The following is a 17,518-nucleotide window of genomic DNA, read 5'->3' on the forward strand; positions in this document are numbered from 1 at the left end:
TCACGAGCCCCGCGAGGCAGCGATCTGGCGCGAAGCGGCAGTAAACCCTGCGACTGAGATCTGTCAGACACACCTCGATCGCAGGTTCTACGACTGCTTCGCAGCCGATCGCTGCCTCGCGGGGCTCGTGAGCTCCTACAAGACCGGAAGTAGACTCCTCACCGGGTTCATGAGCGCCTACAGGGATTGTGTTTCAACCTGAAAGTCAGTTGACCGGCTTGAGCAGCACCTTGATCGACTTGGTCGAATCCGCCAGGGCAAACGCTTCGGCATAGTCATCCAGACCGAAGTCGTGGGTGACGATGCCTTCGGAGGTCACCAGGCCGCGTTCGAACAGGTCGATGGCGATCGGGTAGCAATACGGCCCCAAATGGGCGCCGCGCACGTCCAGTTCCTTGCGGTCGCCGATGATCGACCAGTCGGCGCTGGTTTCAGCCCCGAACACACTGAACTCGACGAAACGACCCAGCTTGCGGATCAGGTCCAGCCCTTGCGTCACGCCGACCGGGACACCCGTGGTTTCGATGTACACGTCGCAACCGTAGCCATCGGTCAGGCCGTTGATGATCTCTTTCGCGTTGTCGCGGCTCGGGTTGATCACCACGTCAGCGCCAAATTTCTTCGCCAGTTCCAGGCGCTCGTCGACCATGTCGATGACCACCAGTTTCTTCGGCGTCTTCAGGGCCGCCACCTGCACCATGCACAGGCCCAGCGTACCGGCACCGGCAATCACCAGCACGTCATCGAGCTGCACGTCGCCACGGTTGACGGTGTGAATCGAGCAGGCCATCGGCTCGATCAGCGCGGAGTCTTCCAGCGACACCGATTCGGGGATCTTGTGCACGATGGCGGTTTTCGGGATGCGCATGTACTGCGCCATGCCGCCCTCGGCGACGTCCTTCTGGAACCCGAAGATGTTGTGCACTTCGCACATCCAGTACTTGCCGGATTTGCAGAATTTGCACTTCTCGCACGGCACGATCTGCTCGGCGATGACCTTGTCACCCACTTTCACGCCAAAGTGCTCTTCAGCGCCCTCGCCCACCGAATCCACATAACCGAAAAACTCGTGACCCGGCACGACCGGCGCCTTGACCCACGGGCTTTCGCCGCCCCAGAACATCGCGGCGCCCGAATGGCATTTGCAGTCACTGGCGCAGATGCCGCACGCGCCGATGCGAATGACCAACTCGTTGATACGCGCAACCGGCTTGGTGATCTGCTCCAGACGGTAGTCTTTCGGGGCATGACAGACGACGGCCTGCATGGTGGTTTTTGTGTTGTTTTCCATGTCGGTTTACCTGTTGGTTTTTTTGATTTCACTGGCAAATGAAAATCGCGAACGGTAGGAGCCGGCTTGCTGGCGAATGGATCCGACACGCGACACCTTTATCGGGTCCTCCACCGCATTCGCCAGCAAGCCGGCTCCTACGGCCTTCGGCCAGAAGCCGATCATCATGACCCGCCAGAACGGCGCGCCCCTGCTTGGCGATATCAACTCGCTGGTTTATTTATGCCGCTGCCGACTGATGAAAATCGCCAGCAAAATGATTCCGCCTTTGATCACGCTCTGCACGTAAGGCGATACGCCGAGCATGTTCAACCCGTTGTTCAACACGCCCAGCAGCATGGCACCGACCAGGGTGCCGATGATCACGCCACGACCACCGGCAATCGATGCGCCGCCGAGGACCACGGCCGCAATCGCGTCCAGTTCGAAACCGACGCCGGCGTTCGGCTGCCCGCTCATCAATCGCGAGGACAGCACCAGCCCGGCAATCGCCGCCGTCAGGCCGCTGATCGAATACACCAGCAGCTTGAAGCGCGAAGCGCGCACACCGGACAGACGCACCGCTTCTTCGTTGCCACCGATGGCGTAGACGTAGCGACCGATGCGCGTGTGTTGCAGCAGCACCCAGGCGAAGAAGTACGTCAGGAGCATGATCAGGATCGGCACTTGAATGCCGAACAGCGTGCCGCGACCGAACCAGGCGAACCAGTCAGGCATGCCCGAAATCGGGTACCCGTCGGTGTACATCAGCCCAAGGCCCCGCGCGATGCCCATGGTCGCCAGCGTGACGATGATCGGCGGCATTTTCAGGTAGGCGACGAAGATCCCGTTGCCGACGCCAAAGCCCACGCCAATCAGCAAACCGATGAGGATCGCAATCGGCGCCGGAACGCCTGCGACCATCAGTCCGGTGGTCAAGGTGCCGGAGAGCGCCATCACCGGCCCGACCGACAAATCGATACCGCCGGTGAGGATCACGCAGGTCATGCCGACGGCGATGATGGCGTTGATCGAAACCTGCCGCGCGATATTTTCCAGGTTCGCGCCGGTCAGGAACTTGTCGCTGGCGAAGATCATGAAGACGGTCACCACGACCAGTCCCACGAACGGATAGAACGCCGGCGAGCGGATCAATCGGGCGAAGTTGAGCTTCATCCGGCTGGGTTGCGCGGTCATGGATTTAATGGAGGTGTTCACTGTTCAGACTCCCGGTGGCATGGCGCATCACTTCTTGGGGATTGATGTCGCTTGCCTGCAGCACGTTGACGATGGCGCCCTTGTTGAAGACGGCTACGCGGTCGCACATGCCGATGATTTCCGGCAGTTCCGAAGAGATCATGATGATCGCGAAGCCTTGTTCGGTGAGTTTGCGCATCAGGTTGTAGATTTCTGCCTTGGCGCCGACGTCGATGCCTCGGGTCGGCTCGTCGAAGATCAAAATGTCGCAGTGATGATTGATCCAGCGCGCGATCACCACTTTCTGCTGGTTGCCGCCGCTGAGGTTCAACACCCTGCTTTCGCACGTCGGCGCCTTGATCGACAGCTGCTTCATGAGCGCGGCGGTGGTGGTGTCTTCCTTGTGCCGATCCAGCAGATGGGCCGCCCCTTCGTACTTGCCCAGGTTGTTCAGCGAAATGTTCTCGCGAATGCTGAAGTCGACGATCAGGCCTTCGCTCTTACGGCTTTCCGGCAGCAGACCGATGCCGTTGGCCAATGCATGCGCCGGGTCGCTGAGGTTGACCGACTGGCCGCGCAACAGCACATCCTTGCTGACCACCGGCAGCGCGCCGATGACGCCCAGTGCCAGCTCGGTGCGCCCGGAACCGACCAGCCCGGCGAACCCGAGAATTTCGCCCTTGTGCAGATTGAAGCTGTTGTGCGGGCCGTTACGGGTCAGCTGAATATCGCGCACCTGCAGCACGACCTCGCCCCGGGCTTGCGTCGGTTTGGGCGGAAAACTTGCCTCCAGACGGCGCCCGACCATCATCTCGACCAGCGTGTCGATGTCGCTGTCGGCCACGGTCAGCGCCCCTACGTTGGCGCCATCGCGCAGCACGCTGATGCGGTCGCAGACCTGAAAGATCTCCTCAAGGTGATGAGAAATGAAGATCACCGCCACGCCCTGGCTTTTCAGCTCGCGCATGATGCCAAACAGCAATTCGGCCTCCGAAGGCGTCAACGTCGCGGTGGGCTCGTCGAGGATCAACAGGCGAGCTTCGAGGGCCAGCGCCTTGGCGATTTCGACGAATTGCTGCTCGGCCACGCTCAAGTGCTCCACAGAACAATCGAGATTGATCTTCACGCCCAGACGGTCGAACAGGCCGATGGCCTTTTCGCGCATGTCATGTTTGCGCAGCAGCCCGAAGCCATTGACGAGCTCGTGGCCGAGGAAAATGTTCTCCACGGCATTGAGATAAGGGATCAGGCTGAATTCCTGAAAGACGATGCCGATGCCGGCAGCGATGGCCTCGTTGTAGGTCGCGAAATGCTGCTCCGCGCCGTCGATGCGAATGCTGCCCTGATCCTGATGTTCGACCCCGGCGAGGATCTTCATCAGCGTGGACTTACCCGCGCCGTTTTCGCCAAGCAAGGCATGGATTTCACCGCGCTCGACCGAAAGGTTGATCGACTTGAGCGCGTGCACGCCGGGATAGCTTTTACAGATGTTTTCCAATTGCAGAAGGCAGCTCATACGCACCTCATCGCAGCACGGCTCTCTGTCCCAGCAGAGCCTCAACCCGTGTCGCTCGCCAGACAGACGTCAGGCGAGCGACAACGCACTCATCACCAGGTAAAGGTTTTTGCCTTGGCCTGATCGACCAGCAGGATGTCGACCGGGATGGTCGCCGGGACTTGCGAGCCCCACTTCTTGGCGAGCGCCAGGCCCAACGCCAGACGCACCTGATCGCGAGGGTATTGAGCGGAGGTGGCGATGAACTTGCTGTTTGGCTTCTGGATTTCCTTCACGGCTTCCGGGGCACCGTCGACGCTGGTCAGCTTGACGTCCATGCCGCTGGATTCGATGGCCGCGAGCGCACCGAGCGACCCATTGTCATTGACGCTGAACAGACCTTTCAGGTTGGGCTGCGCCTGAAGCATGTTCTCCGTCACAGTGAGCGCCTGATCACGTTCCTGTTTGCCGTTCTGAATGCTGACGATCTTGATGTCAGGGTGCTTGGCCAATGCATCTTTGCAGCCACGCACGCGCTCAAGAATCGGCACCACAGCAATGCCGTCGAGGATGCCGACATCGCCTTTGCCGCCGATGCTCTTGGCCAGATATTCACAGGCCTGAACGCCCGCGTCGTAGTTCTTGGAGCCTACGAAAGAGTCCAGCGGGCCGTTGGCCTGAGCGTCGACCGCGACCACCACAACGCCTTTGTCATGCGCCTGCTTCACAGCGGACTGCACGCCCACCGAGTCAGTCGGGTTGATGATCAGAATGTCGATGCCCTTTTGCAGCATGTCCTCGATGTCGCTGATCTGCTTGGAGACATCGTGACGCGCGTCGGTCACCAGCAAGGTCGCCCCGATGCTGCCCGTGGCGTCCTGAAGGGCATCCTTCATGGTGACGAAGTAGGGGTTGTTGATTTCCTGAAACGAGGCACCGATTTTCAGCGGACCGGCTTTGGCAGCATCGGCAGCTTGAACGGTGAAAGAACCGGCGCACGCTACAGCCACAGCGAGCGAACAAAAAACGGCGGAGAAGCCCTTCTTGAGGCGAATTGTCATAGCGAAAAATCCCGTTGTTTTTATTGTTAAAGCGGAAATGTCATCGTTAACATTTTCGAAATTAGCAGAGAAAGATGGGGTTCGCAACCGCCGTGGGTCGTAGAGACAGACAGGCAGCTTTTGTATATCCCATTGACATATACCTTGGCGCCTCTAAGCTTGCATATCCTTACGGGATATCCCAATGGAGTAAAAAATCATGGAGCAATCCACACTGTTCAAAAGCAATCGAAGCCAGGCCGTACGGCTGCCTAAAGCTGTTGCGCTCCCCGACGACGTCAAGCGTGTCGATGTGATCGCTATCGGCAGAACCCGGATCATTACCCCGGCGGGAGAATCCTGGGACAGCTGGTTCGACGGCGAGAGCGTCAGCGCAGACTTTATGGATGATCGGGAACAACCTGCAGACCAGACGCGCGAGTCGTTTTAATGCTCAGATACATGCTTGATACAAACATTTGTATTTTTACGATCAAGAACAAGCCGACGCATGTGCGGGAGGCATTCAACCGTCATCACGGACAGCTCTGCATCAGCACGATAACGCTGATGGAGCTGATCTACGGTGCTGAAAAGTCTGCCGCACCCGAGAGGAACCTCTCGGTGGTTGAAGGGTTTGCAGCTCGCCTCGACGTCCTGCCCTATGATGCAGACGCCGCCGCTCATACAGGGATGATCAGAGCCGAACTCAGCCGTGCCGGCACCCCGATCGGCCCGTATGACCAAATGATCGCCGGGCATGCTCGATCGCGGGGGCTGGTGGTCGTCACAAATAACGTCAAGGAGTTCGAGCGGGTCCAGGGGCTGAGACTGGAGGACTGGCTTCAGAGCTGAGTGACGGCGCGTCTTCAAACTTCGCAAGTCATCACTGGCAACCTCCGCGAAGCCGCCCATAAGTCGTCGATGCCCCTCACGCCTGAAAATGCGCGGTCAAGCTGACCGGGCACATTCCACCGCGTTGACAAACTTTGTAACGGCTGTTGATAATCCGCCGACATGTCATACGACAACCGATGACACTAATAACAACAACTTTCGATCAGGGCTTCTCACGATGACTCAATCTTCTGCCCAGGCTCCTCTCAATCGCATTCTGCTGACAGGTGCCGCTGGCGGGCTTGGCAAAGTGCTGCGCGAGAACCTTCGCCCGTTTGCCAAGGTGCTGCGCCTTTCCGACATCGCCGAGATGGCCCCCGCCGCCGGTCCTCATGAAGAAGTTCAGGTCTGCGACCTCGCTGACAAGCAGGCCGTTCATGACCTCGTCGAAGGCGTGGACGCCATCGTGCATTTCGGTGGCGTGTCGGTTGAGCGCTCGTTCGAGGAAATCCTCGGTCCGAACATCTGCGGCATTTTCCACATTTACGAAGCGGCACGTCGTCATGGCGTGAAGCGGGTGATCTTCGCCAGCTCAAACCATGTGATCGGTTTCTATCGCCAGGACGAAACCATCGATGCCAGCGTCGTGCGCCGTCCGGACAGTTACTACGGCCTGTCGAAGTCCTACGGTGAGGACATGGCCAGCTTCTATTTCGATCGCCACGGCATCGAAACGGTGAGCATCCGTATCGGCTCCTCGTTCCCGGAAGCGCAGAACCGCCGCATGCTCAGCAGCTGGTTGAGCTACGACGATCTCACTCAATTGATCGAACGCGGCCTGTTCACGCCCAACGTCGGTCACACCGTGGTGTACGGCGCATCGGACAACGCAACCGTCTGGTGGGACAACCGTCTGGCCAACCATCTGGGCTATGCGCCCAAAGACAGCTCCGAGCAGTTCCGCGCCAAGGTCGAAACCCAGCCGATGCCAGCGGCAGACGACCCGGCGATGGTCTACCAGGGCGGCGCGTTTGTCGCTTCAGGGCCTTTTGGCGACGAGTGAGTCGCTGCGCTGAAAGGGTCGTCCATACGGGCGACCTTCCTGAACTCACCACCAAGGAATGAACGTCATGCAGGCTGAGCTGATCCTCGATGCCCGTAACGCCACGGGTGAGTGCCCGGTCTGGAATACACAGGAACAGGCGCTGTACTGGGTGGACATCCCGGCGCGACGCCTTCACCGGTGGAGCCCGCAAGACGGCACAACCTCGAGCTGGGAAGCGCCGCAGATGCTGGCATGCGTGGCGAGTTACGGCGATGGCAGCTGGCTGGCTGGCATGGAAGACGGCCTGTACCGCATTCGCCCTCAGGAGGATGGCACGCTGGCGACGACGTTGCTGATCGACGTCACCCATCCTCGCCCCACCATGCGCTTCAACGACGGCCGTTGCGACCGTCAGGGTCGGTTCTGGGCGGGCACGATGTTCATGGACATGGGCGAAGCGTCCGTCGTGGGTTCGCTGTACCGCTACGAAGGCGGCCACACCGCGCCGCTCAAGGCTCACGTCACCGACATGATCGTGCCCAACGGCCTGGGCTTCAGCCCCGACGGCACGATCATGTACCTCTCGGACTCGCATCCGTCCGTGCAGAAAATCTGGGCATTCGATTACGACATCGACACCGGCACGCCACACCATCGTCGCCTCTTCGTCGACATGAATCAGTACCCGGGCCGACCGGACGGCGCCGCCGTCGATGCCGATGGCTGCTACTGGATCTGCGGCAACGACGAAGGCCTGATTCATCGCTTCACGCCTGAGGGAAAACTCGACCGCTCGCTGGCCGTGCCGGTGAAGAAACCTTCAATGTGCGCATTTGGCGGACGGAATCTGGAGACGCTTTTCGTGACCTCGATTCGTCCTGGCGGCGACCTCAGCGATCAGCCGTTGGCAGGTGGTGTGTTCGCCTTGCAGCCCGGGGTCAGGGGGCTCGAAGAACCCTCGTTCAAAGCCTGAGCCGAATCGATCAGGCTGAAGTTCGGAAATAGAAAGTGACACAAAGCCTTAACACTTTCTCAACGCCGTAGAACGGCCATTGTGCGGCGATCTGTTTCAAAAGCGGACACAAAATCCGTTATTTCGGTGAAAAAATACATATTTTGAAATATTTATTCCGAGCGAATAGATAAAGCTGTGCTAGCTGCTAGGCTGTCGATTCGCCCGGCTGAAACGGTACATCTCAGGCAGTGGTCCGAGGGCTCTAAACGTTCCAGAGACCACGTCATGAGGTTACCCCGATGCCCTACTCGACTTTTTCAGAGGCTCAGGTAAGGAGCCTGATCAAGGCCATCGACAGTGACGGATACGCTGTCTTGCCGGACTGGGCCAGTCCGGCGCAACTCAAGGACCTCCAGGGTCTGGTCACCCAGGCAGTGGCCGCCGCTGGCAACGATTATGTCGCCCTCTCTGGCCGTCAGGCCGTCAAAGGCACGCCACTTCACGATTGGGGCGGCTCACGGGACTTCATTGACCTCTGCCGCCGCATCACGGAAGGCGCCACGGGCGAACGCTCAAGCGACACGACCCTCACCCAGACCCTTCGCTGCCTGACCGGCGACGGGGGTCGCAAGGAGTCGCTGATCTTCCACTATGACTCGTTTGTGCTCACCACCATCATGCCGGTCTGCATGCCTGAGGGCGGCGAACGGGGCGATCTGCTGATGCTGCCCAACCGCCGCCCCCTCAGACGCAGCTATGCGCGCAACCTGATGGACAAGCTGCTGGTGGACAACACGTGGGTGCAGCGCTACCTGAAAAAGAGGTTCGCCAACCACGGCGAGACGTTCACGCGCATCGCGATGCAACCTGGGCACCTGTACTTGTTCTGGGGCTATCGTTCGCTGCACACCAACCTGCCCGTGGCTGAAAACGCACTGCGCGCCACGGCGGTGTTTCACTACCACAACGTGCACGGCAGCAGCTCGCTGGCGAGCAGGCTGAGGAAATCACTGGCGACCGTGAAAGGTCAGCCCGCGCATGAGGATGTGCCTCAAACCTGACCCTTGAGCCTGTGTAAAGGAGCCAGGTCGGACGAAACCATTTTTGGAAATATCCTTATGAAATCTGGTTATCTTCATAAATAACCCGCATAAACTCTCCTTCTATATTTATGACAAAAGGTGATTAGCGAAGAGCTGATTTATATCTTTATGATCTGAGCCACAACAACCTAAACAGGCATTCAGGACATGGCGATTCAGATCAAACCCGTAGCAGGAAGAATCGGTGCCGAGTTGAGCGGCATCACACTTTCAGGTGATATCTCCGAGCAAGACTTCGACTTCATCCATCAAGCGTTGCTGAAACACAAGGTGCTGTTCTTCCGCGAACAATTCCTCAGCGACGAACAGCACGAAAGTTTCTCTCGCCGGTTCGGCGATCAGGTCCCACACCCCACCGTCCGCTCGGCAGAACAAAGCAGCGCGATCCTGCACCTGGACGCCAAGGAAACCCGCGCCAACTCCTGGCACACCGACGTCACGTTCGTCGCCAACTACCCGAAGATCTCCATCCTGCGCGGCGTGGTGATTCCACCCTACGGTGGCGACACCGTCTGGGCCAACACCGCCTCCGCTTACGCCGACCTGCCGACCCCTTTGAAACTGCTGGCCGACAGCCTGCGCGCGCTGCACACCAACCTTTACGACTATGCCGCCCCACGAAACACCGGCGATGCTGGCGTGAAGCGCTACCGCGAGCAATTCACCGCCGAGGTCTATGAGACCGAACATCCGCTGGTGCGCGTGCACCCGGAAACCGGCGAACGCAGCCTGTTGCTCGGGCACTTCGTGAAGCAGATCCAGGGCGTCAGCAGCAACGACTCCAGGCAGTTGATCCGCCTGTTCCACGACCGCATCACCCACCTGGACAACACCGTGCGCTGGCGCTGGAACGAGGGCGACGTGGTGATCTGGGACAACCGCGCCACGCAACACATCGCGATCAACGACTACGGCAATGCCGAGCGTGTCGTGCGTCGCACCACGGTGGCGGGCGACATCCCTGTCGGCGTCGACGGCCGTACCAGCCAGGCCATCAAACCCACACCTGAAACCCTCTCGCCAAAGACAGAAGCCGACAAGAAACACCTGGCTGCCTGATCGATCGTCATTCAACTTTTTAAGGAAGAAACCGTCATGGCAAAGGCCAAGCGAACATCTGTATTCAGCAAAAAAAGCGTAGCTACCGCACTGGCGGCGCTGCTGATGATGCCCTTGGCCGAGGCCGACGTGTTGCGCATCGGCGTGGCCAGCGCAGGGGGCGGCGATCCGGTGACGTTCAGTGGCTCGTCGCTGGGCATCGTGCGCAATCAACGGCTTCTGGAAAAAGCCTTCGAGGGCACCGGCACCGAGATCCAGTGGTTCTTCTTCAAGGGCGCCGGGCCTGCGGTCAACGAAGCGCTGTCCAACCAGCAACTCGACTTCGCCTACGAAGGCGATCTGCCGCAAGTGGTCGGCCGCGCCAATGGCCTGGACACCAAGCTGCTGGCGGCCATCGGCGTTCGGTCCAACGTGTATCTGGCGGTGCCCAAAGGCTCCGACATCAAGTCCGTCGAAGACCTCAAGGGCAAGAAAGTCGCGGTGTTCCGCGGCACCAACGCCCACCTGGTGTCGATCAATCTGCTGGCGGATCACGGCCTGACCGAGCGCGATCTGAAAGTCATCAATCTGGACAGCGGCAGCAGCCAGGCGGCGCTGGCGTCCAAGGGCGTCGATGCTGCATTCGGCGGTCGTGAGCTGTTCAAGCTGCGCGATCAGGGCCTGATCGACATCCTCTTCGACAACCCGAAAAACGAGGTGCGCTACACCCGCCAATGCGCCTTGGTCGTACGTGGCGCCTACGAAAAAGAACACCCGGACAACGTACAAAAAGTCGTCGATACGCTGGTCGACGCGGCCAAGTGGGAGTCCGAGGAAAGCAACCGTGATGCCGTGCTCAATGAATGGGCCAAGACCAACGAACCGGTCGCATCCCTCAAGGCTGACTTCGGCCACCTGGCATTGCGCGACAGTGCGTCGCCGCTGGTGGACGACTTCCTGCGCTCGCGGTATCAGGCGGTCGCCGACCAGGCCAAGGACGAAAAGATGATTCGTCGTCCGGTCAGCATCGATGGCTGGTTCGAGACCAAATACCTGGAGAACGCACTGAAGTCCAAAGGGCTTGAGCACTACTGGACGGCTTACGGCGCGGACGGCAAGCAGGCCGCCAACACGGCGACCGCGTCCTCGGATAAATCCGTCAACAACGGAGGCTGACCCCATGGCCAGAGCTACCGCTACAGCACTCGACCGATCGCAATCGCCTGCGAAGACCCTCGCGCCGGTCGAGCGCCTGCCTCACTTCCCGACCCGCCCCGCCCGACGGGAGTCGGTCAACGTTCGCCCTCGCTCGGCATGGCAAGCACGCGCGCTCAACGGCGCCCTTCCCTGGTTGCTGCCGTTAGCGCTGCTCGGGCTCTGGTACGTGGGCACCGAGCGTGGCTGGCTGTCGGAACAGGTGCTTCCGCCGCCGGCGTACGTGTATCAGACGCTCGTCGATCTGATCAGTACGGGCGACCTGTGGCTCAACGCATCGGCGAGTCTGCAGCGCGTGCTGGTCGGATTCCTGATCGGCTCGGGGCTGGGCGTGACCCTGGGTCTGGTGATGGGGTTGTCAAAAACCGTCGAGGATTACCTGCTCCCCACCTTCAACGCACTGGTGCAGATTCCGGTGTTGGGCTGGATGCCCTTCGCGCTGCTGCTGTTCGGCATCGGCGAGCCGCTGAAGTACGTATTGATCGCCCACGCCGCTTTAGTCCCGGTCACGCTGTGCACGCTGCAGGCCTTTCATCAGGTGCCCAAGCGTTTGCTGGAAGTCGGGCGGGCGTATGGGTTCAGTCAGCGCCAGATCGTCACCGACATTGTCCTGCCTTCCGCCGTCGCCCCGATCTTCACCGGACTGCGCCTGGGGTTCACAAAAGCCTGGCTGTCGCTGGTGGTGGTTGAGCTGCTGGCTTCCAGCGAAGGCCTTGGCTACCTGATCGCGTACGGGCGCCAGTTGTTCCAGCTCGACCTGGTGATGGCAGCTGTGGTCGTGGTTGGCACGGTCGGTTTGTTGATTGACCGAGGCTTCGAGCTCATCGAGCGTCGCCTCAACAAAGGCCGGGCGATGACGCCGGGGAGGCTCCTGTGAATTCATTGGCATCCACTCAAGCCCATCGCTCTACAGCCTATCGCGGCTGGGTTGTCCCGGTGGTGGGCGTCGCGGTCTGGTGGCTGGCGGCGAATCAGGGATGGAGCGATTCAGGCCTGCTGGTTTCGCCGCAAAAAGTCGCATTGACCGCCTGGGAGCAGGTGTCTTCCGGGCAGTTCTGGCGTGCGATTTCGTCGAGTCTGGCACGCAACCTCAGCGGCTTTTTCATCGGCACCACGCTCGGCCTGCTGCTCGGTTGCCTGTTGGGCTTCTCACGGCTGTTCGAACGCCTGGTCGGGCCCAGCTTCAATACCTTCAAACAGATCTCGTTATTCGCCTGGATTCCACTGATCTCGGTCTGGTTCGGCCTGGGCGATGTCGCCAAGGTGGTGTTCCTGTCGCTGGCGGCGCTGGTACCGGTGGTGGTCAACACCTGCGATGGGCTGCGTAACGTCCCGCCCGCGTTTCTCGAGGTGGCGAAGGTGTACGGCTTCAGTCGCTGGCAAACCGTCGTCGGCGTGATGCTGCCGGCGGCGTTGCCTTCTATCTTCACCGGGATCTACCTGGCGCTGGTGTACTCGTGGCTCGCCACCATTGGCGCGGAATACCTGCTCGTCTCGGGCGATGGCATCGGCAACACGCTGATCGATGGCAGCGAACATTTCATGATGGACCTGGTGCTGTTCGGCATGGTCATCATCGGGCTGGTCGGCTGGGCGCTGAACGTCCTGGCCCGACGGCTTGAGCGACGCATGCAACGGCTCTACGGCATCACACCTCGCTAGATTTTCTTTCTCTGCTCATTCAGGACCTTTCCCATGACGGCCAGCCAAGCGCTTCATACTCCGACCCACCAAGGCAACGGTCTGCGCCTTGAAAACATCAGTAAACGGTTTTCCGCCGCCAGCACCGACACGCAACTGCACGTGCTGGACAACGTTCAACTGGACATCGCCCCCGGCGAATTCATCACCATCGTCGGCGCCAGCGGTTGCGGAAAGTCCACGCTGCTGCGGTTGATTCTGGGCCTGGATGAAGCCTTCGACGGGCGCATCCTGCTGGACGACAAGCCGATCAAAGGTACGGGGCTTGAACGCGGCATCGTGTTCCAGGATCACCGGTTGTTTCCCTGGCTCACCGTGGAGCAAAACGTCGCCGTGGGCCTGAAAAACGCACCGCTGACGCCCGCACAGAAACGCGAGACGGTGCGCGAGCATATTCACCTGGTCGGGCTGCAGGACTTCACCGACGCCTACCCGCATCAGATCTCAGGCGGCATGGCTCAGCGGGTGGCGATTGCCCGCGGCCTGGTGAACCGGCCCAGCGTGTTGCTGCTGGACGAACCCTTCGGCGCACTGGATGCACTGACCCGCACGCGCTTGCAGCGGGAACTGCAACACATCTGGCAGCAGGAAAAAATCACCATGGTCCACGTCACCCACGACGTCGACGAGGCGGTTTACCTCGGTGATCGCGTGGTGGTGATGCAGCCGCATCCGGGTCGTATTCGGCGCATCGTCGACATCAACCTGCCTCGCCCGCGCAACCGAAGCGATGCACGATTCATTGCCCTGCGCGATGACGTGCTGAGTGATTTTGCGGAAGTGTCCTAGGGCAGCAGACACCTTTCATTCACTGTGGGAGTGAGCGTGCTCACGAAGAGGGCGGCACGACCGGCCTGATCAGCGGCTCAAACGACGCCTTCGTGAGCACGCTCACTCCCACAGATTCTGCATACGTCGGCAATACCGCCCTTCACCCCCACCTCATGCAACGACACCTGATTGCGCCCGTTCTTCTTGGACGCATACAACGCCTGGTCCGCCCACTCGATCAAGGTTTTGTGCTCGCTCAACGGCGCGTTCAGATCGGCGACGCCCAGGCTGATGGTGCAGCGAATGATCTCGCCTTCGTGCATGATTTCCGAAGCCTCGATGGCCACGCGCAGCCGCTCGGCAAACATGCCGCCGCCATACTTGTCGGTGTCCGGTAACAGCACCGCGTACTCTTCTCCGCCATAGCGTCCGGCAATATCCGAATCGCGAATGTGCTCGCGGATCACATCGGCGACCCGTTGAATCACTTTGTCGCCGCACTGGTGACCGTAGGTGTCGTTGACGCGCTTGAAGTGATCGATGTCAAACATCACCAGCGCAGCCGAGGTGCCATAGCGAACATGCCGGGCGTACTCCAGGCGCAGGGCTTCTTCCCAATGACCCCGGTTGTGAAGCCCCGTCAGCCGATCCGTACTGGACAGCTTCTGCAGTTCGCGGTTGGCCGCCTGCAACTGCAAACGGTTGGTGGCGACGTCCGTCACGTCGTAGATCACCAGACACACATGGGTGACGTCGCCACTGGTCGCCCGCAGCGGAAACATGGTGGTGTTCTGGTACATGAAATCTTCTTGCCCGGTGATCGGCTGGTAGCTCTTGAAGCGCACCAGGTAGGGACGCTGCTCCCAGATAGTGAACGCCGGGGTGCCAAGGGTAATCACGCTGTCGATCTTCTTTTTCAGCCAGTCCTGATTGACCTCGGGGAACAGGTCGAAAAACGAGCGATTGGCCGCCTCGTACGGCAACACCCCGGAGCGGTTCTCCATGAACGTGTTCCACACCTGAACCTGATATTCCTGATCCAGTACCACCACGCCGACGTCGATGCTCTGGGTGATGGTCAGCAGCCAATGCAGCTCTTTGATGTCGATACGATCGTTCATGAATCAGCTCATCAGGTAGGCGAGTTTTCGCGACAGCCGCTCTACCGAGTCCTCGGTGAACAACATCAACAGGTCGAAATGAATGTTGTGCCCCTCCAGGCTGTAACTGATCTCCACTGCGAGGGTTTTCTTCCAGCGTTGCTGGTTGATCCGGATCAGCTCTTCGATCCCGCTGTGCGCGCCAAGCACTTGTGGATGCCCTTGCGAGAAGGCGATATCGAGCTGCTCGGCAATCCCGCTCAGACAGGCGCCAATGAGGATCGATGACAGGTCCAGGAGCATTTCCATGTCGGAGTAATCGCTGTCCCGGATTCTCATCAACTGCGCCATGTCGGCGATTTCGGAATCATGGAACAACAGCAACGCCTCGCCCGCGATGCCGCCGCCGATGTATCCCTGACACACCGCCGTCAGACGGTCGCTGCCTTGGGCGTCGGCTAAAGCCATGTGCAATTCGCCCACTTCCAGCATGTTGACGTTAGGGACCGGCAACTGCACAAAAACACCCAGCACCCGCGCCAGCAACGCAGCCGCACGACCCATGGCGACGTTGACGGTTTCACGGAACGCATCCTGAAAACTGATGGCGGTGCTTTCGACCCTGGGCGCCAACGCGACCGGTTGAGAAGGCTCGCCCAACAGGCCGAGCCGCTGCAGCGTCAGTTGCAGCTCAAGGGGATCGGCCGGTTTCTTGAGAAACGCCAATGCGCCCAGTTCAAGCGTGCGGCGCACCGCTTCTTCCTGAACGTCGCCAGAGACCACGATCACCTTGGCCTGCATGTTTTCCGCGCGCATGGCCGCCAACGCCTGATAACCGTCCATGTCCGGCATGGTCAGGTCGAGCAGCACCACATGGCCCAAACCCTGGCGAATGGCCTCCAGCCCCTCGTGTCCATTGGTCGCTGTCGTGACCGACACCCCCCAATCGGAAGGCAGCGCTCTTATCAACTGTTTGCGCGCCATATTGGAGTCGTCGCAAATCAGTAAGGGAATCATGGGCATTGCTCTCAATCTCACGGCAAAAGAGTTTCAGGCATCGCCCGGAATATCTGCACAGTTAGTTGCCTTGCAACTCAAAAGGAAAGTGGGTCGAATCTTCACTCATTAAGTGCTGGGCTGCGTGGTATGCAATATCCATGCTAAAGACTCTTCAATGATCGTCAGACCACTTGAATGAACGCCAACGGTTTATTTTATGACGTCAATATTCCAGCTCCCCCTCAACGTTGAGCAATCGCACAGGCCACATCGGCCATAACCCGTACTGCAAACTTAATTCTTTTTGATACTCAAGTATTAGTCGGCTGTACCCAGGTAGTAACCGAGTGTATTGACGTAGGAGTGAGCCTGCTCGCGATCTGCTTTATTGTTTCTGTCACCGCGATGATTCAGATCAATGCCCAATTCGGATGCGAGGACAGATTGTCATGAACAGCCATAAAAAAGTGCAGAACAGTCGCCCTCACCCCCTTGCCATGAGCCAATACAGTGCTTTCGCCGAACCGGGGATGTCCGAGCGCATCGCGTTGACTGAATTGCTGCAGGGGTACAGAGCGACCACCCTGGAGCTGCGGCACTATGTGCGCAGCCTGGAGGCGAGGCTGCGTAACGTCAGCTTCGTAGACGTGCGACAGTTGTTTCACAGGATCGGCGACGCGTCCGAGCACTGTGCTTCGTTTCTGAGCGAGCGTATTCACGACCTTGGCGGACCTTACCGGCACAGCGCCCTGAACGAACCAGGCGCGGCACACGAGGACAGTGCGGACATGCTCAGTTTCGCCGGCTGTATTCATCAGATCGGCATCCGCACCAACACATTGGCAACATTTGCTTCTCAGACTAAAAGTTTCATGGACCAGGCCGTCATTAATGGGGATTACAACAGCCTGCATGTCATGACCGATTGCGTCTATCAAATAAGCCAGTTGATTGCGCTGATCCAGATTCATTTGCCGACCGAACCTCCAGTGCCGGTAACCCCGCCCTCCCCGTCCTTGATGCGCCACTCGATATAGCGGCAGCCACCCTCAGGTTGTGGCACACAGTTGCGCCACACCGTGGCGCGATATTCCCCTGCGCGCATAATCGCGCACTCAAAAATATAGCGTAATGCAACACCCTGAAAGTTCGGCGCTTTTTAAGAAGTTGGCGGACACTTTCATGCAGCACTCACCCGCCTGTGAATAGAATTAACCTGCTTGCAAGACCCCGTTAAACGAATGTCGATTCCAGACAATCGATCAGGCTTTGCGCCTGAAAGGGTTTACTCAAGAAGCATATTGCGCTGCCCGTCATCGCGCGCTTGCGCACGGACTCTTCAGGAAATGCGGTGATGAAGATGGTGGGGATCTGAATACCCTTTGCGGTCAGATGCTCGTGCAACTCGACGCCACTCATGGTGGGCATCTGCACATCAGTGATCAGGCAATCGGCGCTGCCGAATTCGACAGACGCCAGAAAGTCCTCGGCCGAGGGGAACACACAGACGAGAAAACCCAGAGACCGAACGAGACTGTCGATGCTGGCGCGGACGGCGTTGTCATCATCGACCACGGCGATCATTGGAGGGCTGGACAAACGAGATACCTTTGATTGCAGACTTAACGCGATGCGCAAGTTTGCGCATCACAACAGCTCACACGTTACCGACCCAGCCGCAGCCCGAGAAGTATACAGGTGTATGACCGCGACGGACGGGGGGTTCCTGACCACTTCGACAACATTCCAGGC

18 protein-coding genes are annotated in these 17,518 nt (G+C 59.3%); 11 read left to right on the forward strand and 7 right to left on the reverse strand.

Translation table 11 applies throughout. The features are described from left to right. Positions 1–205: 205 nt before the first annotated feature. The 4 genes from AB4N84_RS06225 to AB4N84_RS06240 form a co-directional block, all read right to left on the reverse strand. Positions 206–1,291 carry an alcohol dehydrogenase catalytic domain-containing protein gene (locus tag AB4N84_RS06225; RefSeq protein ID WP_460045627.1) on the reverse strand — a complete coding sequence of 362 codons (1,086 nt, stop codon included), beginning with the start codon at positions 1,289–1,291 and terminating at the stop codon, positions 206–208. Positions 1,292–1,507: 216 nt separating this feature from the next. Continuing rightward, a complete protein-coding gene (locus tag AB4N84_RS06230) occupies positions 1,508–2,467 on the reverse strand; it encodes an ABC transporter permease (protein ID WP_074756315.1) in 960 nt (319 codons plus the stop codon). Between the two features lie 4 nt (positions 2,468–2,471). Continuing rightward, entirely contained in the window at positions 2,472–3,983 is a 1,512-nt protein-coding gene (locus AB4N84_RS06235; RefSeq protein WP_074756317.1) for a sugar ABC transporter ATP-binding protein, read from the reverse strand. A gap of 92 nt (positions 3,984–4,075) precedes the next feature. Beyond that, positions 4,076–5,023, reverse strand: a complete 948-nt coding sequence (locus AB4N84_RS06240; RefSeq protein ID WP_460045628.1) for a substrate-binding domain-containing protein — start codon at positions 5,021–5,023, stop codon at positions 4,076–4,078. 199 nt (positions 5,024–5,222) lie between these two features. Between AB4N84_RS06240 and vapB the strand changes: the two genes are divergently transcribed. The 10 genes from vapB (at position 5,223) to AB4N84_RS06290 (ending at position 13,685) form a co-directional block, all read left to right on the forward strand. Further along, positions 5,223–5,453: a type II toxin-antitoxin system VapB family antitoxin gene (gene vapB / locus AB4N84_RS06245; RefSeq protein ID WP_074756321.1), complete on the forward strand. Its 231-nt coding sequence runs from the start codon at positions 5,223–5,225 to the stop codon at positions 5,451–5,453. Next, the gene (gene vapC, locus AB4N84_RS06250) at positions 5,453–5,857 is read left to right on the forward strand and encodes a type II toxin-antitoxin system tRNA(fMet)-specific endonuclease VapC (RefSeq protein ID WP_460045629.1); all 405 of its coding nucleotides are present in this window, start codon (positions 5,453–5,455) and stop codon (positions 5,855–5,857) included. Before vapB ends, vapC begins: the two co-directional genes overlap by 1 nt. Before the next feature lie 220 nt (positions 5,858–6,077). Continuing rightward, entirely contained in the window at positions 6,078–6,902 is an 825-nt protein-coding gene (locus AB4N84_RS06255) for an NAD-dependent epimerase/dehydratase family protein (protein WP_460045630.1), read from the forward strand. A gap of 67 nt (positions 6,903–6,969) precedes the next feature. Next, complete coding sequence (locus tag AB4N84_RS06260) at positions 6,970–7,857, forward strand: SMP-30/gluconolactonase/LRE family protein (RefSeq protein ID WP_460045631.1); 888 nt, start codon at positions 6,970–6,972, stop codon at positions 7,855–7,857. Between the two features lie 281 nt (positions 7,858–8,138). Beyond that, positions 8,139–8,900 (forward strand): hypothetical protein, encoded by a 762-nt coding sequence (locus tag AB4N84_RS06265; protein WP_074756329.1) that lies wholly within the window; start codon positions 8,139–8,141, stop codon positions 8,898–8,900. A gap of 189 nt (positions 8,901–9,089) precedes the next feature. Further along, a complete protein-coding gene (locus AB4N84_RS06270) occupies positions 9,090–10,001 on the forward strand; it encodes a TauD/TfdA dioxygenase family protein (protein ID WP_460045632.1) in 912 nt (303 codons plus the stop codon). 36 nt (positions 10,002–10,037) lie between these two features. After that, on the forward strand, positions 10,038–11,156 hold the full coding sequence (locus AB4N84_RS06275) for an ABC transporter substrate-binding protein (protein WP_460045634.1): 1,119 nt from the start codon (positions 10,038–10,040) through the stop codon (positions 11,154–11,156). Between the two features lie 4 nt (positions 11,157–11,160). Next, positions 11,161–12,072, forward strand: a complete 912-nt coding sequence (locus tag AB4N84_RS06280; RefSeq protein ID WP_460045635.1) for an ABC transporter permease — start codon at positions 11,161–11,163, stop codon at positions 12,070–12,072. A gap of 5 nt (positions 12,073–12,077) precedes the next feature. Then, complete coding sequence (locus tag AB4N84_RS06285; RefSeq protein ID WP_425262250.1) at positions 12,078–12,857, forward strand: ABC transporter permease; 780 nt, start codon at positions 12,078–12,080, stop codon at positions 12,855–12,857. A 33-nt stretch (positions 12,858–12,890) separates the two neighbouring features. Further along, complete coding sequence (locus AB4N84_RS06290; protein ID WP_074756339.1) at positions 12,891–13,685, forward strand: ABC transporter ATP-binding protein; 795 nt, start codon at positions 12,891–12,893, stop codon at positions 13,683–13,685. A gap of 77 nt (positions 13,686–13,762) precedes the next feature. Here the strand turns inward: AB4N84_RS06290 and AB4N84_RS06295 are convergent, their stop codons facing one another. Both AB4N84_RS06295 and AB4N84_RS06300 read right to left on the reverse strand, forming a co-directional pair. Further along, positions 13,763–14,788: a sensor domain-containing diguanylate cyclase gene (locus tag AB4N84_RS06295; protein ID WP_460045636.1), complete on the reverse strand. Its 1,026-nt coding sequence runs from the start codon at positions 14,786–14,788 to the stop codon at positions 13,763–13,765. 3 nt (positions 14,789–14,791) lie between these two features. Beyond that, positions 14,792–15,790 carry a response regulator gene (locus AB4N84_RS06300; protein ID WP_074756343.1) on the reverse strand — a complete coding sequence of 333 codons (999 nt, stop codon included), beginning with the start codon at positions 15,788–15,790 and terminating at the stop codon, positions 14,792–14,794. A 425-nt stretch (positions 15,791–16,215) separates the two neighbouring features. Here AB4N84_RS06300 and AB4N84_RS06305 point away from each other — a divergent pair, with 425 nt between their 5' ends. Further along, positions 16,216–16,803: a hypothetical protein gene (locus AB4N84_RS06305; protein ID WP_460045638.1), complete on the forward strand. Its 588-nt coding sequence runs from the start codon at positions 16,216–16,218 to the stop codon at positions 16,801–16,803. 196 nt (positions 16,804–16,999) lie between these two features. Here the strand turns inward: AB4N84_RS06305 and AB4N84_RS06310 are convergent, their stop codons facing one another. Next, positions 17,000–17,365 carry a response regulator transcription factor gene (locus AB4N84_RS06310; RefSeq protein ID WP_074756347.1) on the reverse strand — a complete coding sequence of 122 codons (366 nt, stop codon included), beginning with the start codon at positions 17,363–17,365 and terminating at the stop codon, positions 17,000–17,002. Between the last annotated feature and the right edge of the window lie 153 nt (positions 17,366–17,518).

The sequence above is a fragment of the Pseudomonas sp. S2_H01 genome (assembly GCF_054668305.1).